General features: G+C 56.8%; 6 protein-coding genes. 5 read left to right on the forward strand and 1 reads right to left on the reverse strand.

The window, feature by feature from the left end; genetic code table 11:
* Positions 1-157: 157 nt before the first annotated feature.
* Positions 158-5,485 carry a non-ribosomal peptide synthetase gene (locus CIG75_RS09760; protein WP_094236487.1) on the forward strand — a complete coding sequence of 1,776 codons (5,328 nt, stop codon included), beginning with the start codon at positions 158-160 and terminating at the stop codon, positions 5,483-5,485.
* Positions 5,486-5,503: 18 nt separating this feature from the next.
* The gene (locus CIG75_RS09765; protein WP_094236488.1) at positions 5,504-5,827 is read left to right on the forward strand and encodes an antibiotic biosynthesis monooxygenase family protein; all 324 of its coding nucleotides are present in this window, start codon (positions 5,504-5,506) and stop codon (positions 5,825-5,827) included.
* Positions 5,828-5,891: 64 nt separating this feature from the next.
* Here CIG75_RS09765 and CIG75_RS09770 read toward each other — a convergent pair whose 3' ends face one another.
* Positions 5,892-7,205: a dicarboxylate/amino acid:cation symporter gene (locus tag CIG75_RS09770; protein WP_094236489.1), complete on the reverse strand. Its 1,314-nt coding sequence runs from the start codon at positions 7,203-7,205 to the stop codon at positions 5,892-5,894.
* Positions 7,206-7,658: 453 nt separating this feature from the next.
* Between CIG75_RS09770 and CIG75_RS09775 the strand changes: the two genes are divergently transcribed.
* The 3 genes from CIG75_RS09775 (at position 7,659) to CIG75_RS09785 (ending at position 24,437) form a co-directional block, all read left to right on the forward strand.
* Positions 7,659-18,113 (forward strand): non-ribosomal peptide synthetase, encoded by a 10,455-nt coding sequence (locus CIG75_RS09775; protein ID WP_172844444.1) that lies wholly within the window; start codon positions 7,659-7,661, stop codon positions 18,111-18,113.
* Positions 18,114-18,535: 422 nt separating this feature from the next.
* Entirely contained in the window at positions 18,536-18,856 is a 321-nt protein-coding gene (locus tag CIG75_RS09780) for a rhodanese-like domain-containing protein (protein ID WP_094236491.1), read from the forward strand.
* A gap of 220 nt (positions 18,857-19,076) precedes the next feature.
* On the forward strand, positions 19,077-24,437 hold the full coding sequence (locus tag CIG75_RS09785; protein WP_157729484.1) for a non-ribosomal peptide synthetase: 5,361 nt from the start codon (positions 19,077-19,079) through the stop codon (positions 24,435-24,437).
* The last annotated feature ends 17 nt before the right edge of the window (positions 24,438-24,454 follow it).

A 24,454-nucleotide genomic window follows, 5' to 3' on the forward strand; every position in this document is an offset into this window, starting at 1 on the left:
ACAAACGAACGTAATCTTGAGGCGAGCGGTGACCCGTGTTGCATTGTGATCACTTCGAAGTTTGAATTTTTTTGAATAACTTGAAGGTTTCGATCAGGATCAGTAGGAAGTTGCGGGGTGCATCTGTAATTAAATAGTTAGGAGTTTAGCAGAGAGGATGAGAGAGATGGTTCGTGGGATGTCATCGTTGGTTGAACTGCTGCAAAAGCGCGCGATTGAGCAGCCGGAGCAGGTCGCTTATACATTATGGAGCGAGAACGGAGAACAAGAGTTGACCTATGCTCAACTCGATCTGCGTGCGCGTGCGCTGGGTGCGTTGCTGCAGGCGAAAGGCGCGGAGGGAGAACGCGCATTGTTGCTGTACCCGCCGGGGCTCGAGTATGTGGTTGCCTTTTTTGGCTGTTTGTATGGCGGCGTGCTGGCGGTGCCCGCGTACCCACCGCGGCAAAATGGGAATCTGGGGCGGTTGCAGGCGATCGTGTCCGATGCGGATGCGAAGTTCGCGCTGACGACGGAGACGATTTTGACGAGCGTGGAAAAACGGTTCGCCGAGTCGCCAGGCATGGAAGCGCTGAAGTGGCTGGTCGCGGAGGAGATCGACCCGGCTTTGGCCGACCTGTGGATCGAGCCGGATGTAGGGATGGAGACCTTGGCCTTTTTGCAGTATACGTCAGGCTCGACGTCAGCGCCGAAAGGGGTCATGCTGACACACGGCAATCTGCTGCACAACTTGGAGATGATCGAAGCGGCGTTTGGCACGAGCGCTGAGAGCCGCGGTGTGGTCTGGCTGCCACCGTATCACGATATGGGACTGATCGGTGGGATCTTACAGCCGCTGTTTACCGGATATGGAATGACGCTGATGCCACCTGTCGATTTTATTCAAAAGCCGTTGCGCTGGTTGCAGGCGATTTCGCAGACGAAGGCGACGGTGAGCGGTGGGCCAAATTTTGCGTATGAGCTGTGCCTGCAAAAAATTACGCCGGAGCAACGAGATACGCTGGACCTTTCCTCCTGGGAAAACGCATTTACTGGGGCTGAGCCGGTGCGGGCGGAGACATTGGAGCGGTTTGCCGAATTTTTTGCGCCTTGCGGATTTCGAAAGGAAGCGTTTTATCCGTGCTACGGGCTGGCGGAAGCGACGCTGTTCATTTCAGGCGGTGCGAAGGAGGAACTGCCGCATTTCGAGCGCGTCGAGGCGGCAGAGTTGACGCAGAATCGAGTGGCCGAAGCGAAGTCGGAGCAATCGTCGCGACTGCTGGTCAGCTGTGGCCATGGGGAGCGCAACGGGCAAAAGGTGCTCATCGTCGATGGGGAGAGCGGAGTTCCTTGTGCAGACGGGCAGGTCGGTGAGATTTGGGTTCATGGGCCGAACGTGGCACGCGGCTATTGGAATCGGGAAGCGCAGACCAAAGATACGTTTCAAGCCGTGCTGGCCACGACGGGAGAAGGGCCGTTTTTGCGAACTGGCGATTTGGGTTTTGCCAAAGATGGCGGAGTGTATATCACCGGGCGAATGAAAGATTTGATCATCATTCGCGGACGGAACTATTACCCTCAAGATCTGGAGTTCACGGTACAGGAAAGCCACGAAGCGGTGCGCAACAGCAACGGGGCCGCATTTGCCGTGGAAATCGACGGGGAGGAGCGGCTGGTTGTGGTGCAGGAGCTTGAGCGCGCCCACCGCAAAGGCGACCATGCAGCGGTGATCGCCAGCATGCGTCAAGCCGTATCGGAGGAGCATCAGCTACAGCTTCATGCGGTGCTACTGATCAAGCCGGCGAGCATTCCGAAGACGTCGAGCGGGAAAATTCAGCGCTATGCTTGCCGCGACCGCTACCTAGCTGGGACGTTGGAAGTGGTGGCGGGCGAAGCGTGGCAGGGAGCGGTGCAGGAAACGGTCGTCGAGCCTGCGGTGGAAGTGCGGGTCGAGGACTTGCAACCGATGGCAGAAGGAGAGCGTCAGGCGGCGCTGGAAGCGTTGTTGACGGCAGAGTGTGCGGACGTGATGCAGGTCGCACAGAGGGTGATCGAGCCTGAGCGCTCGCTTCATGCACTGGGCATGGACTCGCTGATGGCAGTCGAACTGAAGCATCGGGTGGAGACGGCCTTCACCATTGAACTTACGATGGCGGAAGTGCTGGATGGGCCGAGCGTGCGTGAACTGGCGCGGGTGGTGGAGAAACGGGCGTTTGCGGCTGACAAGCCTGCCGAACGAGCAGTCGAGGCTGTTGTCGGGACAGATGCGAGTCCCGAGCAGGTCGAGTTTCCGCTGACCTATGGACAACAAGCGATGTACTTCATGCAGAGCCTAGCACCGGACAGCGGCGCGTACCACATTTCGAATGCGTTGCGCATCGCCCAGGCGTTGGATGTCGAACGCCTGCGTGCGGCGTTCGCTGGACTGGTGGCGCGTCATCCGCAATTGCGTGCGCGGTTTGAGATGCAAGAGACGAAGCCTGTTCAGCGCGTGGCAGAGCGGGTGGACGTTTCGTTTGCGACAGAATCGGCCGCTGAGCTGACAGAAGAGCAACTGATGGCTCAGGTACATGCTGAAGCGAACAGGCCGTTCGATCTGGCAAATGGGCCGATGATTCGGATGAAGCTCTGGAGCTGTTCTGATTCTGAGCACCTGCTTCTGATCACCGCACATCATATCGCGGTCGATTTCTGGTCGTTCGGTGTGCTGTTGCAAGAGTTTGGCGAGTTGTATGCGCAGGTGGACGAGCAAAACGGAGCGCAGGAACTGGTGGCGATCGACCGGTATCGCGAATTTGTCCGCGACCAGCAGGAGCTGCTGCAAAGTGCGGAAGGAACACGCCTGGAGCAGTTCTGGCGGGAACGGGTGGGTAGGGACCTGTCCATGCTACATTTGCCGGGAGATCGTCCTCGTCCGGCGGTGCTGTCCGATCATGGTGCAGAAGTGTCGTTTGTGTTGCCTGTCGAGCTGACCGAAGCTTTGCGCGCGTTGGCAAAAGAGTTGGGGGCGACGCTGTACGTGGTTCTGCTGTCGGCGTTTCAAGTGTTGCTCCACCGCTATACTGGGCAGGAGGATGTGGTGATCGGTTCGCCGAGCGCCGGACGCAACGCGGCGAAGTTTGCCGGGACGGTCGGTTATTTTGTGAACCCTGTCGTCTTGCGCGGGCAAGTATGCCGGGAGGAGGCGTTTGCAGAGCTGGTGGAGCAGGTGCGTAAGACGGTGCTCGAAGCGCTGAAACATCAGGAGTATCCGTTCCCGCTGCTCGTCGAAAAAATGCAGCCGAATCGCGATCTCAGCTACCCGCCCTTGTTCAATGTGATGTTCAACTTGCAATCTGGCGCGCTGTGGAAGGAAGAAGGATTGGTTGCGCTCGCGTTGGGAGTTGCAGGTGCGAAAATCGAAACCGGCGGACTGGTGCTGGAAACGGTAGCTCTGGATCGGACGTTCACCCAGTTCGATCTCTCCTTGATGATGGGGGAGACGGAAGGAAGTTTGCGCGGGGTGTTTGCCTACAGCACAGCGCTGTTCGACCAAGCGACGGTGGAGCGGATGGTCGGACATTTTGAAGCACTGCTCGGCGGAATCGTGAAGGATGCCAAGCGGACGGTGGCCGAATTGCCGCTGGTGACTGCAAAAGAGCACGAGCAATTGCGGGTCTGGAATGGCGAGGTGGGGACCCTTCATGATCTTTGCCTGCACCAATTGGTGGAAGCGCAAGTTCTGCGCACCCCGCAGGAGATCGCCGTGGTCTTTGAAGGCGAGACGTTGACGTTCGCGGCGTTGAACGCCCGAGCCAATCAGCTCGCACACGCCTTGCGTGCGCAAGGTGTAACTGCGGATGTGCCGGTTGGAATCTTCATGGAGCGTTCGTTGGAACTGGTCATCGGCCTGCTTGCCGTCTTAAAAGCGGGTGGTGCCTATGTGCCGCTCGACCCGTCCTACCCGCAGGAGCGCATCGGCTGGATCGCGGAAGACACGCAGCTGTCAGTCGTGTTGACACAAGAAGCGCTGGTGGAGCGCATCCCGGTCAAAACGGCGCACCTGCTCTGCCTTGATCGCGACCGCGAACTGTTGGCGGCACACTCGGAAACCAATCTGGAGACGGTCGTGAAGCCAACCGATCTCGCGTACATCCTCTACACATCCGGTTCAACAGGCCGTCCGAAAGGGGTCGAGATCCCGCACCGCGCGATCGTCAATCACATGCTTTGGATGATTCAGGCCTATCCGCTGGACAGAACGGATAAAATTTTACAAAAGACGCCGATCGGCTTCGATGCATCCGTGTGGGAGTTCTGGGCACCACTCCTCTCTGGTGCGCAACTGGTGATGGCACGCCCTGGCGGTCATCGGGACAGCGGCTATCTGGTTGGCGCGGTGAAAGAGCAGGGGATCACCGTACTGCAACTTGTGCCGACGATGCTCGGACTGCTGCTGGATGAGCCGGAGATCGGTGCGTGCACGACGTTGCGACACGTTTTCTGCGGTGGCGAAGCGCTTTCGGTCGGTTTGCAAGATCGCTTTTTCCAACTTGTAAACGCCGAACTGCACAACCTGTATGGACCGACAGAATGCACGATCGATGCGACCGTCTGGGACTGCGAGCGTGAACAGCGCAGCGTGCCGATCGGACGGCCGATCACCAACACGCAGGTGTACGTGCTCGATGCCGACCTGCGTCCCGTCCCCGCCTTGGTGGCAGGTGAGCTGCACATCGGGGGAGCAGGCTTGGCAAGAGGATATCGCAACCGTCCTGATTTAACGGCCGAAAAATTTATTCCGCATCCGTTTGCAAACGGAGAGCGGATCTACAAGACGGGCGATCTTGCGCGCTACTTGCCTGACGGGACATTGGAATATCTTGGCCGACTGGACCAACAAGTGAAGATTCGCGGGTTCCGGATCGAATTGGGCGAGATCGAAGCGGTATTAATAGAACACTCGGACGTGCGCGAAGCGGTTGTGACTGCGCATGAGGAGGCTGGCGACCAGCGCCTGATCGCCTATCTCACCTGCCACAACACGGTAGCGGCACCAGATGCTGACCTGCGTGGCTTTTTGAAGCAAAAACTGCCCGAATACATGGTGCCATCGGCTTTCGTCGTTTTGGAAGCACTACCGCTATTGCCAAATGGCAAGGTTGATTTGAAATCGTTGCCCGTGCCTGAGCGAGGCCAGACAAATGCGACCGCACCTTCGATTCCCCCGCGCACACCGACCGAAGTACAACTGGCGGGCATGTGGTGCGAAGTGCTCGGCATCGAGCGCGTTGGTATTGCTGACAATTTCTTTGAACTCGGCGGGCATTCGCTACTCGCCATGCAGATTGTGACACGTATCCGCAAACAGTTTGGAGTGGAACTGCCAGTAGCGCGCCTGTTTGAAACGCCGACGATTGCAGAACTCGCACTTGTGGTAGACAGTTCAAAGGACGTTCCGAAAGTGAAAAAGATGGGGATGACCAAACTGTCTCGCGCCGCGCACCGTATCGATCAGCAAGACTGAGAAAGGGGATTCTCGAACATGAGCCACCCGGCCAACACACCGCGACCTCCGTATTATGCGGTGATCTTCACATCCTTGCGCACCGAAGGAGACAAGGGCTATGGTGACATGGCCGACCTGATGGTCGCACTCGCCTCCAAACAGCCGGGTTTCCTCGGCTTGGAAAGCGCGCGCGAGGATGGACTTGGGATCACCGTCTCCTACTGGGAGTCGCTCGAAGCGATCAAAGCGTGGAAAGATCATGTGGACCATCGCGAAGCACAAGCGAAAGGCCGCAGCGACTGGTACCGCAAGTACGTGACAAGAATTTGTAAGGTGGAACGCGATTATTCATTTGAATGAGATGAAAAAAGGTGATAGAGACGCAAAAAAAGGCGCCCGTGTCGAGACACGGGCGCCTTTTTACTTATGCGATTTTCGTTTCTAATTCTTCGTCTTCGTCGTTGTTAAACGCATCGCGGTCAAATTCGCCTTCGGAATTGGCGATGACCAGCGCAGAGACGGTGGTGCCGGTCGCGTTGATCGCGGTGCGGGCCATATCGATGATCGCGTCGACACCGAGCACCAGCGCGAAGCCTTCCAGCGGGAGGCCGAGCGTGGTCAGCACCACGGTGGTCGCGATCGTAGCCGGACCTGGTACACCGGCTGTGCCGATCGAAGCGATCATCGCGGCACCTACGATCAGCAGGTAGTCGGTGAAGCCAAGATCAATGTTGAAGACGCGGGCGACAAAGATCGCCACGATTGCCGGGTACAAGCCACCGCAACCGTTCATGTTGATCGTAGCGCCGAGCGGTGCGACGAACGAAGCGATCTTCTCAGACACTTTAACGCGCTTGGTGATCACTTCGAGGTTGACCGGAAGTGTGGCGTACGAACTGCGCGTGGTAAACGCGACTGTGATCACCGGATAGATTTTTTTCAGGAAGCGGAACGGATTGACACGCGCCACAAAGGTGACGAGCGATCCGAAGGTGATCACAAAGTGCAGCAGGCAAGCGATATACACGGCAATGATCACTTCACCCAGCGGGAGCAGGGTAGACAGACCGTACTTCGCAGCCATCGAGGTCATCAGGCCGAAGACACCGTATGGAGTCAAGGCGATGACCAATTTCACGACGCGGAACATGATCCCAGCAAACGAATTGATGAAATCCATGAAGGGCTGGACTTTTTCTGGCTTGCGTGTCCGCTCGATCAAGATCGCGACGGCGATGAACAGCGAGAAGATGATCACTGGGATCACTTTGCCGGTTGCCATTTCATTGATCGGATTGGACGGAACGAGGTCGAGCAACACTTTGTCAAATGTCGGAATCTCGCGCGCTTCAAAGGCGGCGTCTTTCACGAAGGTGACGCCTGCTCCTGGATCGATCACCAGTGCGACCAGAATGCCGATCACCGCCGCGATCCCCGTCGTAGCGAGGAACAGGGCTACAGTTTTGACACCTAGCTTGCGTAACTGGCTCGGGTCGGTCAGCTGCGTGACCGCCGTGATGATCATCGCGATCACCAGCGGCATGACGATCATTTTGATCAAGGAGACGTAAATGGAACCGATGGTGCCAACTTTGATCGCGTCCGCACCAAAGAAGGCGCCGACGCCGACACCGAGCAACATCGCGAGGATGACACGGGTACCAAAGCCGACTTTTTTAGTTTTTAGAAAATACAACAATGCCAAAATCACAAACGAGACAAGCAGGCTTGCAATCATCTGGGCACCTCCTGTGCAGATAGATTTTCATACAAGATAGAGGATCGATATATCTTGTTCTTAGTAATCTATATCGGATTACTTGGATATATAATAGAGCCGCCGATTCGGGAAGTCAATAGGTAGATAATAAAAGAATAAATCCACTAAATGGGACTCTTTCAAATATACTGATAATAGAATGACCTAGTCTGGCAGACTGTCGCGAATTGGAGGTGCAAACCATTTCCGGTTCATGTGAGCGCGGGTGGAGGTGTGGCTTTTTACAGATGAAAGGGACAGAGGCTGTAGGAGCAACGATGTAAATTTTCAGAAGGTGCAATCTTGGTGAAAACTTTAGAGTTTCAGGAAGGTTTATGCTTGTTTAATAAAGAAATAGAACACATAGAAAACATGTGCTAGAGATGGGAACGATAGAGCAATAACTGTGAGATGGCTAGGGAGGTCTATGAGATGGAGCATACAGGGAACCAGGCGATCAAAGAGGGAGCATTTGTCTTCCCAGCATCATTTGCTCAGCAGAGGCTGTGGTTTCTCGATAGGTTGATGCCGGGCAGTTCGATGTACAACATTCCGTTTGCGATTCGATTGGAAGGCAGTCTGGATGTAGAGGCGATCAAGCAGAGTTTAGAAGAGATCGTCGCCCGCCACGAGACGCTGCGCACGGTGTTTGACGAAAAGGACGGCGCCCCGATGCAGGTCGTGCTGCCCGAAATCGCTTTTACCATGCCGATGGTCGATTTGCGCCATTTGCCGGAAACGGAACGAATGGATCGCGCGCACCATCTGGCCGAAGAGGATGCCAACTGTCCATTCGATCTGACCCAAGGGCCCCTGATGAGGGCGACGCTTTTGAAATTGGATGAGCAGGATCACGTCCTGCTTTTGAATATGCATCACATCATCTCTGACGGCTGGTCCTGCGGCGTGATGATGCGGGAAGTTGCGGTGCTCTATGAAGCGTTTGTCAACCAACTGCCATCGCCGTTGCCGGAGTTGCCGATTCAGTATGTTGACTTTACGAGTTGGCAGATCGATAAACTGTCCGGGGCGGAGCTCGACCGTCAGCTTTCGTACTGGAAAGGGAAGCTGGGCGACCATCCTCCGGTGTTGCAATTGCCGACCGACCGTCCGCGTCAGGCGGTGCAAAGCCATCGTGGGGGGGCGATCGATTTTCGGTTGTCCAAAGAATTGTCAGATAAATTACGGGCACTGACTCATCAGGAAGGCGTAACGCTGTATATGACCTTGCTCACGGCGTTTTCCAGCTTGCTCAGCCGTTATAGCGGGCAGTTAGACATCGCTGTCGGCACGCCGATCGCAGGCCGCAACAACGGGCAGATCGAAGGGCTGATCGGCTTTTTCGTCAACACGCTGGTCATGCGCACCGACCTGTCGGGCGCGCCGACGTTCCGCCAACTGTTGCAACGGGTGCGCCAAACGGCGCTCGATGCGTATGCTCATCAAGATCTGCCGTTTGAGCGGTTGGTTGAAGAGCTGCAGCCTGAACGGAATATGAGCTACACACCGCTGTTCCAGACGATGTTCGCCGTGCAAAATGCACCGATGGGCGCGCATCACCTGCCAGGGCTTACGATGAGCTCGTTGGAGACGGGACAGCGCAACGCGAAATTTGATCTCAACCTTGCGATGACGGAGTCTCCGGAAGGTTTCTTTGGCTCGTTTGATTACAGCGCCGATCTGTTCGACGAAACGACGATTGAGCGCATGGCCGGTCATTTTACGAAACTGCTCGAAGGCATCGCGGCGAATCCGGATGCTCAGGTGGCGAAGCTTCCAGTGTTGACAGAGAGCGAACGGCAGATGCAACTGGTGGACTGGAATCAGAACGCAGTGGACTACCCACACGACAAGACGATTCCGCAACTGTTTGACGAACAGGTAGCGCTCTATCCCGATAAGGAAGCGTTGTCCTTTGAGGGGACGGTGTTAACCTACCGTGAACTGAGCGAAAGAGCAAATTCGCTTGCACACCTCTTGCAACGAAAAGGGGTAGGACCTGACGTGCTCGTCGGTCTGTGCATGGAGCGTTCGCTAGAGATGGTGATCGGCTTGCTCGGGATTGTGAAGGCGGGTGGGGCCTACGTGCCGCTTGACCCGTCCTATCCGAAAGACCGCATCGCCTACATGCTCGAAGACAGCGCAGTCAGCGTGTTGTTGACGCAAGAAAAGCTGCTCGTCGATCTGCCTGAGCATGGCGCAGAGGTGATCTGCCTCGACCGCGACTGGGCGCAGGAGGTGCCAGCCTGCACGGACGCTCCGGTGCTCGAACTGACCGCCGACAATCTGGCCTACATGATCTACACCTCCGGCTCGACCGGTAAGCCAAAAGGTGTGTTGATCCCGCATCGCGGGGTGGCGCGTTTGGTGAAAAACAGCAATTACCTGATGTTTGGCGCGAATGAGACCTTCCTGCAGGTCGCGGCGATCTCATTTGATGCTGCGACCCCAGAAGTGTGGGGCGCGCTGCTAAACGGAGCCAAGTTGGTCGTGTTCCCGGCCCAGACGCCGACGGTCGATGTGCTGGTGCGCGTGCTGAGTGAGGAAAAAATCACGGTTGCACTGCTGACTTCTGGTTTACTGCCGCAACTGGCAGAAGCGAATCTGGACAGCGTGCAACATTTGAAACTGCTCTCGGTGGGCGGAGACGTGATGTCTGCGCCGCACGCCAAGAAGTTTTTGCAAAAGTTGCCTGGGTGCGTGCTTGCCAACGCCTATGGGCCAACCGAAAATACGGTTGCCTCGACGACGCGCTGGATGACCAGTCCTGAAGAGGTCACTCCGGTTGTGCCGATCGGCCGTGCGATCCGCAACAATGAATTGTTCGTGTTTGACGCGAATCTCCAACCGCTCCCGATCGGTGTGCCGGGCGAACTGTATGTCGGCGGTCCTGGTCTTGCCCGCGGTTACTTAAACCGCCCGGAACTGACCGCTGAGGTGTTCATCCAGCATCCGTACCGAACAGACGGGTCTCGCCTCTATAAGACGGGTGACCTCGTGCGGTACCTGCCTGATGGAAGTCTGGAATTTATGGGGCGCATCGACCATCAGGTGAAGGTGCGCGGCTTCCGCATTGAACTGGGTGAGATCGAGTCGGTGCTCGGACAGCATGAGGGTGTGAAGGAGACGGTCGTCATCGTGCGCGAAGACGAGCCGGGAGATAAGCGGATCACCGCGTATGTGGTAGCGCAGCAAGAAGCGATCACAGTGGCAGATCTGCGCAGTCTGGCCAAGGAAAAATTGCCGGAGTACATGGTGCCGTCCGCTTTCGTCGTGCTGGATGAGATGCCGTTAACACCGAACGGCAAAGTGGATCGCAAAGCGTTGCCGATGCCGGACGGAGCGCGAGACGCGGAGAATGACTATGTGGCGCCTGAAACGTTCGTTCAGCAAAAGCTGGCTGCGATCTGGGCCGACATTTTGCGCGTTGATCACATCGGGCAACAAGACAACTTTTTTGAAATGGGCGGACATTCACTGCTCGCCACCCGTCTGATGTCGCGCGTGCTCGACGATTTCGGTGTGGAATTGCCGCTGCGTGCGCTGTTTGAAGCGCCGACACTGGCCGAGTTGGCCACCCGCGTCGAAGCGGCGCAGGGCAGCGGGGTGATCGCTGATCAGCAATGGCTGGGAGCGCGAGCAGAAGCGGAGTTGGTTGCAGGTGGTGAGGACGGAGGCGAAGGGTACAAAGTGTTCCCGACCTCATTTGCTCAGCGCCGACTGTGGTTCTTAGATCAGTTGATTCCCAATTCGCCGCTGTACAACATCCCGATGGCGTACCGAATGGACGGACCGCTGGATGTGGAAGCGTTGGAACAAAGCTTCCAAGAGATCATTCGCCGTCATGAAACGCTGCGCACGACGTTCCGGATGAACGGCACATTGCCTGAGCAGGTGGTCAAATCTGATTTGAACTGGTCGCTTCAAGTGGACAATTTAGAACACTTGTCCGAAGCGGAGCGCGAAGCTGAAGCGGCCAACTTGGCCGAGGCGGAAGCGCGTCTGCCATTCAATTTGCAAGAGGGGCCGCTGGTGCGGGCGCAGTTGGTGCGTTTGCAGGAGCAAGATCATCTGATGCTCTTCACGATTCATCACATCATCGCAGACGGCTGGTCTTATGGCGTGCTGATCCGCGAATTGACGCTTTTGTATCAAGCTTTTGTGCAAGGAGAACCTTCACCGCTCCCTGCTCTGACCATTCAGTATGGCGACTTCGCAGTGTGGCAGAGCAACTATCTGCAAGGCGAAGTGTTAGACCAACAGATCAACTATTGGAAAAACCAACTTGGCGGCACCTTGCCGATCTTGGAGCTGCCGACCGATTTCAAGCGTCCGAGCGTCCAGACCTACGCTGGTGAAACGATGAGCTATTTGTTGCCAAGAGCGTTGATGCACAAGTTGCAAGCGTTCAGTCAGCAGGAAGGCACCACGCTGTTCATGACATTGCTCGCCGGATTCAAGACGCTGTTGTACCACTACACGAAACAGGACGATATTTTGGTCGGCACGCCGATTGCTAACCGCAATCGCAGCGGCATCGAAGACCTGATCGGATTTTTCGTCAACACGTTGGTTTTGCGCTCCGATCTGTCGGGTGAACCGAGCTTCAAAGAGATGGTCAAGCGGGTGCGCGAAACGGCGCTGGAGGCGTATCAATACCAAGATGTTCCGTTTGAAAAACTGGTCGAAGAACTGCAACCGGACCGCAATCAGAGCCACTCGCCTGTGTTCCAAGTGATGTTCGCGCTACAAAACTTTGCCGCCGAAGGGTCGATGAACGGTGAGATCAAGCTGATGCCGGTCGAGCAAGCCAGCAAGACCGCGAAGTTTGACTTGCTGTGGACGATGTCTGAACGCGAGGACGGCTTGATCATCTCCACCGAATACAACATCGATCTGTTCAAAGCGGAGACGATCGAGCGGATGATCGGCCACTTTGAGAACTTGTTGGAAGCTGCGGTAAGCCAACCGACGCAATCGATTTCGCTGTTGCCGTTGATGGCACAAGAAGAGGAGCGCCGCGTGCTGGAGCTTTCGGCAGGTATCGTGCTCGACTACCCCGATCAATTGTGCGCGCATCAGATGTTTGAGGCACAGGTGGCCCGTACGCCCGATGCTGTCGCGCTGGTGCTCGACGAGGAGCGACTGAGCTACGCGGAATTGAACGAACGAGCGAACCAACTGGCTCATCATCTGAAAGCGCGCGGTGTGCAGCCTGACGTACTGGTCGGCTTGTGCATGGAGCGTTCGATCGATCTGGTTGTGGCGACGCTTGGCATTCTGAAAGCGGGCGGGGCCTATGTGCCGCTCGACCCAGCGCACCCGAAAGACCGCATCGGCTTCATTTTGGAGGATGCGCAAGTGAAGGTGCTGGTGACGCAGACGAGCCTGATCGAACACCTGCCGACAGACGGCGTGCAAGTGGTCGCAGTCGATGGAGACTGGTCGGAGATCGCCAGACAGTCGGTGCATAACCCGAACAGTGGCGAGACGTTGAGCAACACGCTCTATGTCATCTACACCTCAGGTACGACAGGCAAGCCGAAGGGTGTCATGATGACCCATCGTCCGTTGCGCAACATGATCTCTTGGCAATTGCAGGAAACGCCGTTTGCCTTTGGTGAGCGGACGCTGCAATATGCGTCGATGACGTTCGATATTTCGTTCCAAGAGTATTTCTGCACCTTGACCACAGGAGGCACGCTCGTGCTGGTCACAGAAGAGGTGCGCCGTGACCCGGTTCGCCTGCTGCGCTATCTGTCCGAGCAGGGCGTGCACCGCATCTACTTGCCGTTTGTCGCGTTCCAGCAACTGTGTGAAGTGGCGGAAGGGTTGAATGAGGAATTGCCGTTGCAACTCAAAGAGATCACGACAGCGGGCGATCAGTTGCAGACCACGCGTCCGGTTCGTCATTGGCTGTCCAACCTGAATGGTTGCCGCCTGTACAATCAGTACGGGCCGACCGAGTGCCACGTAGTCACTTCCTACACGTTGCCGCTTGCACAGGAGGAATGGCCGTTGCTGCCGCCGATCGGTCGTCCGATCGGCAACACGCAGATCTATATCCTCGATCCGCAGATGCGTCCCGTTCCGGTCGGCGTGCCAGGCGAGGTGTTTATCGGTGGGATGTCGTTGGCACGCGGGTATCTCAACCGTGAAGAATTGACCGGGGAGAAATTTATTGCTGATCCGTTCTCCAGCGAGCCGGGTGCCCGCCTGTACCGCACTGGTGACCTGGCACGCTATCTGGCGGACGGAAACATCGAGTTTTATGGACGGATTGACACGCAGGTGAAGATTCGCGGTTACCGTATCGAGCTTGGCGAGATCGAAACGATTCTCGGACAGCATCCGGGCGTTTTGGAGACGGTGGTCATGGCGCGTGAAGAGGTGGAAGGCGGCGCGAAAACGCTGCTCATCGCCTATGTGGTGCTCGATCAAGAGCAGGAAGTGACAACGCAGGAACTGCGTAGTTTCTTGAAAGAGCGCCTCCCCGAATACATGGTGCCGCAGCTGTTCATGCCGATCGACGCGGTGCCGCTCACCCCGAACCGCAAGATCGACCGCAAGGCACTGCCAGCACCAGACGGTCTGCGTCAGGAGATGGAAGAAAGCTATGTTGCGCCGCGCTCGGCGACCGAAGAGCTGATGGCGGGCATTTTCCGCGACGTGCTGAAAGTGGAGCGCATCGGCATTCACGATCACTTCTTCGACTTGGGAGGGCACTCATTGCTCGCCACGCAGATGATCTCGCGGATTCGCGAACTGTTTGGCGTGGAACTTCCGGTGCGCGCGCTGTTTGAGGCGGCGACCGTTGCCAGCTTGGTCGAGTATATGAAACGCCACGGCGAGAAGAACATCGTTGCCGCACCGAAGATCGTGCCGATCGGGCGCGACGGTGAGTTGCCTCTGTCCTTCGCTCAGCAACGCTTGTGGTTCATCGATCGTCTGACTGAGCAATCGAGCTACAACATGTTCACAGGCGTACGCTTTAGTGGAGCGTTGGACGCTGAAGCATTAGAGCGCGGCTTGCAGGAGATCGTGCGCCGACACGAAGTCTTGCGCACAACATTCTCCATGGTCGATGGTCGTCCCGTGCAGGTCGTGCATCCGGAGATGACGCATCAGTTGGAGCGCATCGACCTTCGCCATCTGCCCCATCAAGAGCGGGAGGCGGAGACGTTGCGCTTGGCACAGCTCGAAGCGGCCAAACCGTTCGATCTTAGTGTCGGACCGTTGTTCCGCTCGACGATGCTCACGCTGACAGAAGAGGAAGCAGTCTTGCTGTTCACGATGCACCATATCGTCTCGGACGGCTGGTCGATCGGCGTGTTTGTCGGCGAGCTTGGGCGCTTGTACGCCGCGTTCGCAGAAGGCAAACCTTCGCCACTGCCAGAACTTGACGTACAATATGCAGACTTTGCCTATTGGCAGCGCGAATGGTTGCAAGGTAAGAACTTGCAAGCGCAACTGGCCCATTGGAAAGATCAGCTAGACGGCGCGAAGACGGTACTGCCATTGCCGCACGACCATCCGCGTTCGCCTGTGCAGACGCTGCGCGGAGCTTCGCATTCTCTACAGTTGTCCAAAGAATTGTCCGACCAATTACAAGCGCTGTGCCAACAAGAAGGCGTCACGATGTACATGACCATGCTGGCCGCGCTCAACACCCTGCTGTACCGCTACACGGGACAGGACGACATCCTGATCGGTTCACCGATCGCAGGACGCAACCGCAGTGAGATTGAGCCGCTGATCGGCTTTTTCGTCAACACGCTGGTCATGCGTACTGACCTGTCAGGGCAACCGACGTTCCGTGAACTGCTGGCCCGCGTGCGGCAAACTGCACTCGACAGCTATGCGCATCAAGACCTACCTTTCGAAAAGCTGGTCGAAGAGGTCCAGCCGAACCGCGACATGAGCGTATCGCCGCTCTTCCAAGTGATGTTCGCCGTGCAAAATGCGCCGATGGGCGATCTGTCGCTGCCCGGGGTGACGATGTCGCCGCTTTCGGCGGGTGCCGATGTGGCCAACTTTGAACTGTCACTGATGGTCTACGAATCGGAAAATGGCCAACGACATGCCTATAACTACCAAGCCGATCTGTTCGAAGCGGAAACGATCGAGCGTTTGGCAGGTCATCTGCAGCGTTTGCTCCAAGCGCTGGTGGACAATCCGGACTGCAAAATTGAAGAGTTGCCGCTGTTGACAGCGGGCGAAATCGAACAGCTGGAGAGCTGGAATGAGCGATCTTTCAGCTATCCACAGGATAAACGGATGTCCGATTACATCGCTGAGCACGCCGCCAACAGACCGCATGCGATGGCTGTCGAATGCGCAGGTGAAGCGCTGACGTACGCAGAGCTTGATGCTCGGGCAAACGCATTGGCCCATCATTTACAAGCACTTGGCGTCGGTCCTGATGTTCTGGTCGGGGTGTACATGGAAAAATCGCTGGAACTGGTAATTTCGCTGGTTGCTGTGATGAAGGCGGGCGGGGCATATGTGCCACTCGATCCCTCTCATCCGCAAGAGCGCATCGCCTATATGCTGGAAGACGCGCAGATGGCGGTACTGTTGACGACGGAGCAATACGCAGAACTGTTGTCAGTTACAGACGCCACTGTGGTTTGTGTGGATCGCGGGGAGACATGGGCAGCGCTTCCGAACACTGCGCCTGACAATGCGGCCAAACCGCATCATCTCGCGTATCTGCTCTACACATCCGGTTCAACTGGCAAGCCGAAAGCGGTGATGATTGAACATGCGCACTTGATCAGCACGCTCTGGGCGCTCATCGAGGAGTTTGGAATGACCAGCGACCTGCGCAAGCTGTCGGTGACGACGATGACGTTTGACATCAGCGTGGCTGAGATTTTCGCACCGCTGATGGCGGGAGGCACGACCGTGCTGCTCACCAAAGACCAAGTGCTAAACATCCCGCACCTGGTGGAAGGGTTGCGAAATGCTACTTCGTGCATGTCCGTTCCGAGTTTGATGCGCCATGTCACACAGGAGATTATGAAAGAAAATGCACCTGTGGACACGATGGAATTGATCTATGTCGGTGGCGAAGCGGTCACCGCCGATTTGCAGGCCGATCTGACCAAAGCTTTCCCGAACGCGCGCATCCTCGTGGCCTACGGGCCTACCGAAACGACCATCCTCTGCACGTACCACGAGGTGGAAGCAACTTCTACCGAGCGCTTGATCATCGGACGGGCGATGCCAAATGCGAAACTGCGCGTCTGTGATACATCGGGAGCGCGCGTTCCGATCGGAGTGTCCGGTGAATTGTACATCGGAGGCTTTGGTGTCGGCCGAGGGTATCGCGGACGACCGGAGCTGACCGCTGAAAAATTTGTGCTGGCGGACGGTGAACGCTGGTATAAGAGCGGCGACTTGGTGCGGTTCCTTCCAGATGGGAATGTGGAGTTCCTCGGACGGATCGACCATCAGGTGAAAATTCGCGGGTTCCGGATTGAGATCGGGGAGATTGAATCGCTTCTCTCTGCACATCCGCGAGTTGCGCAGGCTGTCGTGGTCGCGCTGGACGACGCACAGGGGGAGAAACGCCTTGTCGCCTATGTCGAAGCGAACGAACAGGAAGGGATGACTGCCGAACTGCGCGGTTATCTGCGTCAATCGCTGCCCGAGTATATGGTGCCGTCCGCATTTGTGGTGTTGGAACAACTTCCGGTCACCGAAAACGGCAAAGTGGACCGCCGGGCCTTGCCAGTGCCCGAAGAAATCGTCGTGGAGCGTGAGGTCGAGTTTGTTTCGCCGCGCGATGAGATCGAGACGGAGCTGGCAGAGATCTGGGAAGAACTGCTGGGCATCGCACCGTCTGTCAAGGACAACTTCTTTGCAATTGGCGGCCACTCGCTTTTGGCCGTGCGGATGATGGCGCTGATCGAACAGCGCGCAGGTGTGAATCTGCCGCTGTCCGTGTTGTTCAAAGACGGTTCGATCGAAGCTCTTGCCATGTTGCTTCGCCAAGGGGCAAGCACGAACGCTGGCTCTTCGCTGGTGCCGATCACTGCGCAGGGCAGTCAAAAACCGCTCTTCTTCGTCCATCCGGTCGGTGGTGGCGTGTTCTCCTACTTCGAACTGGCGAGACGTCTCGGCCCGGATCAACCGTTCTACGGATTGCAGGCGATCGGCTTTGAAGATGACAGACTGCCGCTCACGAAGATCGAAGAGATGGCCGCTTGGTACGTGCAAGAAATTCAAAAGGTGCAGCCAGATGGCCCGTATCTGTTGGGCGGTTGGTCGCTCGGCGGCGCGATCGCCTTTGAGATGACGCGTCAATTGCGCGAGCAGGGAGAAACGGTCGAACTGTTGCTGTTGATCGATACGATGGCGCCGGTTGCATACAACCAAAATCAGAATGGGCAACTTGATGATGTCAGTTTGTTGATGGCGTTTGCGAGTGATTTGGTGAGCACGAACGGAGGTGCTGACTTCTCGCAGATGAAAGGTGTGGCGAACGAACTGGCTACACTTGACATCGAAGACGCCCTGAAAGAGCTGTATCAACAGGCCGCCGCGTCGGGCGCGCTGCCGCCGGGCTTAATGTTCGAGCAGGTTCGTCGCCTGTTCCGAATGTTTAAAGCGAATACCCAAGCGGTGGAAGCTTATCAACCGGAGCACAAGTCGGATGAGCAGATGCGCATCGTCTTCTTCCGGGCGAAGGAAACACCGGAGCAAGCAGACTTTGCGCACTTTCGCCAAAACCTGAGCTATGGCTGGGACCAGCTTTCCGCAAACGTCGAGGTAGTCGAAGCGGCAGGGAACCACTTTACGATGTTGCATCCGCCACAAGTACAAACGTTGGCTGACCGCATCCAAGGATACTTGGAGCAAGTGCAACTCATGAGCAAGTAAACAACCAGTTGAGACCATATAGGCAAGGGTGGAAGAGAAGGGTCATTCGGATCTTCACACACCCTTGCCTTTTTTTCGGAGAGTGCAGGAACTGTGAAACATTCAGAGTTGATGTAGCTCTGCGACGATGTTACCAAATCGTTGCCAGATTACATGATGCCGTCACATTTTCTGCTCCTCGACACCATGTCGCTCACAGCAAACGGCACGATCGACCAGCTTTACCCGCACCACTCTGTGTATGTCCTAATGGGGAGGAAGAGTATGTTGGACCGGGGTGAACGGGTGCAAGGCGAGTTTTCGATACATCGCCTGCCAGGCACTCATTTCTCGATCGTCCGCCCGCAGAATGTGGAAACGCTGGCGTAACATCTGGAAAGCGTGATAGACTGTTCGGGTGCAAAAAAGGAGTGATTTCCAAGATGGCAAAACCGAAAAACATCTCGGCGGAAGACGTGCGTGCGCGTCTTGATCGTGGCGAGGTGCTACAGATCCTCGACGTACGGGAAGAGAGCGAAGTCGCAACGGGCTTGATTCCTGGTGCGATCCACATCAGACTGCCCGATGTGGAGGCCCGTTATGAGGAACTCGATCCGGAACTGGAGACGGTCATCGTCTGCCGCAGTGGACGCCGGAGCCGTTCCGCTTGTAATTTTTTGCTCCAAAAGGGCTTTACCAAGCTGTTGAACATGGAAGATGGGATGCTGGCATGGAAAGGTGAATTGGAAGACTTTTACTCATAATTGCCTGTACGAAAACCTGGCCATTAAATGGTCAGGTTTTTTTGTGCTTAAAAACCGGGAATTTTTATATAAGTCCTAAAATATTCGAAATATTTACCTTCAATTCCCTAGCAATCTATGGTAATAATGAATAGAGGTAAAAATAAATTTTCACGACAGTTACTTTGTTGATAATTCAAATTTAATTCATACTATTATCAGGGTGCGGAGGGGACGCAAGGTGAGCAGATACGATCGCTATCAATCGTTGGTAGAATTGCTCGGCCATCGAGCAAACGAGCAACCAGAGCGGACAGCCTATGTTTTTTTGCTGGAAAACGGACGGGAGGAACGCTGCAGCTACGGGGAATTGGATGCACAAGCCCGCGGGGTGGCGGCCAACTTGCAACAGAGCCAGCATGTCGGCGAGCGTGCCCTGTTGCTGTTCCCGCCGGGACTGGATTATCTATACGCTTTTTTCGGATGTCTGTACGCGGGGGTCTTGCCCGTGCCTGCTTACCCGCCGCGTTCGAACGGCCACTTTACGCGCTTGCAGGCGATTGTGACCGATGCCGATGCGACCGTAGCGCTGACGACTCCTGCTATCCTGCAGGAGGTGCAAAGCCGCTTGAGCGACCTGCCCGCATTGGCCGGACTGAACTGGATGGCACCGACACGGGAAGCGGCGCACGCTTTACACTCGCAGTGGCAACCTGTGCCAGTTGAACGTGAAAGTCTAGCTTTTTTACAATACACGTCAGGTTCGACCGCCTTGCCGAAGGGGGTCATGCTCACGCATGGCAATCTGATGCACAATCTGCACCTCATGGAGACGAAATTCGGAACCACGCCAGACAGCCGCTGTGTGATCTGGTTGCCTCCTTACCATGACATGGGACTGATCGGCGGGATTTTGCAGCCGCTATACACCGGGTATCCCGTCACCTTGATGGCCCCGGTCGATTTTATTCAGAAACCGTTGCGCTGGTTGGAACTGATCAGCAAAACGGGGGCGACCATCTCTGGCGGGCCGAATTTTGCTTATGATCTGTGCGTGCAAAAAATCGGACCAACACAACGGGAAGCACTCGACCTGTCGTCTTGGGAAGTGGCGTTTTCGGGTGCAGAGCCTGTGCGAGCGGCGACTCTTTCGCGCTTTACCCAAGCGTTTGCCCCGAGCGGGTTTCGGGAATCGGCCTTTTTCCCCTGTTATGGGCTGGCCGAAGGAACGCTGTTCGCAGCGGGAGGTCACAAAGCAATAGGGCCTGTCGTGCGCTCGTTTGATGCTGACTCCTTGTTGGAGAACCAAGCTGTGGTGGCGACAGAACCAAAAGAGCACGACCGCGTGTTGGTCAGCAGCGGACGTGCGAAGGAAAGCGGCCAGCGACTGGCGATTGTCGATCCGCTCAGCGGCAGGTCCTGTTCGGATGGACAGGTCGGTGAAATCTGGGTCTCGGGACCGAGCATTGCCAAAGGGTATTGGAAGCGTGAGGAGCAGACAGCAGACGTGTTCGGGGCCAAACTGCAAGGGGATAGGGTCGGCCAAGATACCTTTTTGAAGACGGGCGACTTGGGGTTTGTGTTGGATGGTGAACTGTATGTCACCGGACGGATGAAAGACTTGCTGATTTTGCGCGGTCGCAACTATTATCCACAAGATTTGGAACAGACCGTGCAGCAGAGCCATCCGGCTGTGCAAAACAGCAATGGTGCTGCGGTCGGGATCGAGGTGGACGGTGAGGAGCGGCTGGTGATCGTCCAAGAGGTTGAGCGCTCGCATCGCCGTTCCAATCTGTCCGAAGTGGCAGAATTGATTCGAAAGCAAATATCCCTCGAGCACAGCCTGCAGGCCCATGCGATCGTCCTGTTGCGTCCGATGAGCATTCCGAAGACGACGAGTGGCAAGGTGCAACGGCATGCCTGCCGCGAGCAGTTTATGAACGGCACGTTGGAAGAGTTGTTCTCAGACGTACCGTTTGCTGGCGATGAAATTGCTATGAAAAAGAGCGCTGAGCCGTCTCTGCACAGTGTTAACATGTCGCGCGAGGCTTTGCTAGCCCTAAACGATTCAGAGCGTCAGGGCGCACTCGAGCAGTTACTGGCGCAGTTGACCGCCGCTGTGATGCGTCTGCCGCTCGAACGGGTACAGACGGCAGACGGGCTCGATGTGCTCGGGCTCGACTCGCTGATGGCAGCCGAGATCAAGCAGGAGGTCGAAGAGCGATGGGGTGTGAGCCTGCCTTTTTCCCGCTTGCTCAGCGGACCGACGCTGGAAGAGTTGGCGGTCGAGATCGGGGGACAGCTTGCGACTTGTGAAGCCAGTCTGTCTCGGCAGGAAGCAGCGGAGGAGCGATTGAGTGGAGATGTTGCGCTGACAGACGGGCAGCGCGCCCTCTGGTTGATGCAGCGGTTGGAGCCGCAAAGTGCGGCCTATCAGATTGCCAAAGCGGTGCGGGTGCGGCAGGAGTTGGATGTCGAGGCGCTGAGGGTTTCCTTTCGAGCGTTGAGCAAGCGCCATCCACTGCTTCGCGCCGCGCTAGAGATGCGGGACGGAACCCCTGTGCTGTTCGTCCACGAGGAGCCGCTTTGGGACGTGGTGCTCGAAGACGTGGCTGTTCAGGAGGAAACGGAGCTGCACAGGCGCTTGCAAACGGCGGCGCTCCTGCCCATTGCTTCGGAAGGGGAAGCGTTGGTACGGGTGCACTTGTTCCAGAAAAGTAAGCATGAATTTGTACTGCTGTTGGTCATGCACCACATCATCTGCGACTTCTGGTCGCTCGGGCTGTTGCTCCAGGAGCTGACCGCACTGTACGGGGCTGTTCGCGCAGGAACGCAGGCCGACTTGCCGAGTCCTCCGCGTTCGTTCGCGAGCTTTGCCATCGAACAAAAGCGCAGGCTGGATGGCGCGCGCCGTGCTGAGTTAGATCGCTTTTGGAAACAACAGCTCGGCGATGACCTTCCGGTGCTCGACCTGCCGACCGACTATCCGCGCTCTCCGGTGCAGACGTTTGGCGGTCGCACCTATACCTTTGCACTTCCTGAAGCGGACAGTGGCCGTTTGAAGGACTATGCCAAGTCGCGTGGCGTGACGATGAACATGCTGTTCCTCGCCGCCTATCAGGTGCTGTTACATCGCTATTCCGGGCAGGAAACGGTGGCGGTCGGCACGCCAGTTTCGGGACGGACGGGGCTTCGAGATGCGAAGACGATCGGTTATTTTGTCAACCCGCTCGTACAGCGTGCCGATTTTGATGGCGCGTTGACGTTTGCCGATCTGTTGGCACAGGTGCGCGAGGGCGTGACTCGGTCTTTGGAGCATCAGGATTTGCCATTTCCGCTGTTGGTCGATCTTTTGCAGCCCAAACGCGATCCGGCACATCCGCCGCTGTTCCAAACACTGTTCACCTACCAGACCAGTCCGCTGCGCGATCTGCCGGGACTGTCCGGCTGGGCGTTGGGACTGGACGGGGTTGAAATTGGCGGTGGGGAGTTGGCGTTCGAATCGGTCGCGCTACCACAACAGTTTGTCCAGTTCGACTTGGCGCTGTCAGCAGCCGAGTCGGGTGGGCGTTTCTGTGCGGTTTTCGAATACAACACGGCCCTCTTTCTGCCGGAGACGATCGAGCGGATGGCCGACGCGTATCAGCAGTTGCTGGATGCGGTGTTGGAAGACGATCAACTTCCTGTCGGTGCCTTGCCGATGCAAAGTGCGACCGCTCAAGCTGACCTGCTTGTGATTGGACGCGGCCCGCAGGTGGGGCTGCCGCGTCAAGCGGGGATGCATGAGCGTTTTGAGCATCAGGTGCAGACAGCCCCCGAGCGTGTGGCTTTGGTGTTTGAAGATCAAACCTACACCTACGGCGAGTTGAACGCCCGCGCGAACCGATTGGCGCGCCATCTGCAGCGGCTTGGCGTCGGCGCGGGTGCTCCGGTCGGCGTGTGCTTGCGCCGTTCACCGGAACTGGTGACCGCACTGCTTGCCGTCTTGAAAGCGGGTGGGATGTACGTGCCGCTCGACCCTGAATATCCGGGGGAGCGCATCGCGTATATGCTGGCCGATTGTCAGGCTGCGGTGCTGTTGACCTCCTCCGATCTACAAGCAGAACTGCCTCCGTATGCTGGGACGACCTTGTGTGTAGAAGAGCAGATCGACTGGATGACAGAACCGGAGCAGGATTTGCCCGCAGTAGACCGTCAGCAGGCTGCGTATCTGATCTATACGTCCGGTTCGACGGGCCGACCGAAAGGGGTGGTGGTCACCCACCACAACGTGACTCATTTTTACTCGGGTATGGACGAGCAGGTCGGTTGCGCGCCGACCGATGCGCTGTTGGCGGTGACGAGCATCTGTTTTGACATCTCGGTGCTTGAACTGTTCTGGACGCTGTCTTGCGGGGCCAAGCTGGTGCTTTTGTCGGAGCAGGAAGCAAAAGGTACAGGTGGTGGTGAGTTTTCCTTGAAGCGGCAGGCGCAGAGGCACGGTGCGACGCTGTTGCAAGGCACGCCATCGCTTGCCAAACTGATGTTTTCAGATCCTGAGACCGTACAGGCGCTGACCGGGCTGCGGGCGCTTTTGCTGGGCGGGGAAGCCTTGTCTGCCAAACAGGCTGCCGAAGTTCGCGCTGGGCTTCCGAACGTGCGGCTGTTCAATATGTACGGGCCGACCGAAGCGACCGTCTGGGCGGTGTCGATGGAAGTGGTTGATGTGAAGGGACGTGTGCCGATCGGCCGCCCGCTCGCCAATGTGCGTACATATGTGTTGGACGACAGGTTACAGCCAGTGCCGATCGGTGTGGCTGGGGAGTTGTACCTCGGCGGCGACGGGATCGCCCAAGGCTACTTTGGACGTGCCGATCTGACGGCGGAGCGCTTTCTGCTCGATCCGTTTGCCTCAGGTGGTCGGATCTACAAAACGGGCGACGCTGTGCGGCAACTTGCCGACGGAACGCTCGAATTCTTGGGTCGGTTGGATCATCAGGTCAAAGTGCGCGGTTTCCGCATTGAGCTTGAGGAGATCGAGGCGGTGCTCCTTGCGCATCCTGCGGTGCAGGAGGCGGTGTGCACAGCGAAAGAGTCGGCGCTGGTCGCCTATGTGGTAACGGGACGCGATCAAGAGCTTTTGCAGCCGGAACTGCTGAGCTTGCTGAGGCTCAAATTGCCTGCGTACATGGTGCCAGATCACCTGCTGTTTTTAGAGGCGTTGCCGCTCACGCCCAATGGCAAAACGGACAAAAAAGCGCTTCCTGCACCGAGCGGGGACCGTTCGCGATCCTCAGCCGCCTATGTACCTCCCGCGACGGAGATGGAGCGCTTGATCGTTTCGGTCTGGCAGGACGTATTGGGCACAGCAGAAGTTGGAGTGGATGACAACTTTTTTGAAGTTGGTGGCAATTCGCTGAAAATGGAGCAAGTCTTCAGCCGCTTGCAACCGCAGTTGCCTAGTGTGGTCGTGATCACCGACCTGTTCCGCTATCCGACGATTCGGCTGTTGGCACAAAAGCTTGGAGAAAGTGCAGACAAGCAGCAAGAGCAGGCAGTCGAAGCGCAAGGGCGGGGCAGTGCGCGTCGGGAAGCGATGCAGAAGCGGCGTGGCAAACGCTAATACATGGTGGAGGGAAT

It is taken from the genome of Tumebacillus algifaecis (genome assembly GCF_002243515.1).
Classification (GTDB): Bacteria; Bacillota; Bacilli; order Tumebacillales; family Tumebacillaceae; genus Tumebacillus_A; species Tumebacillus_A algifaecis.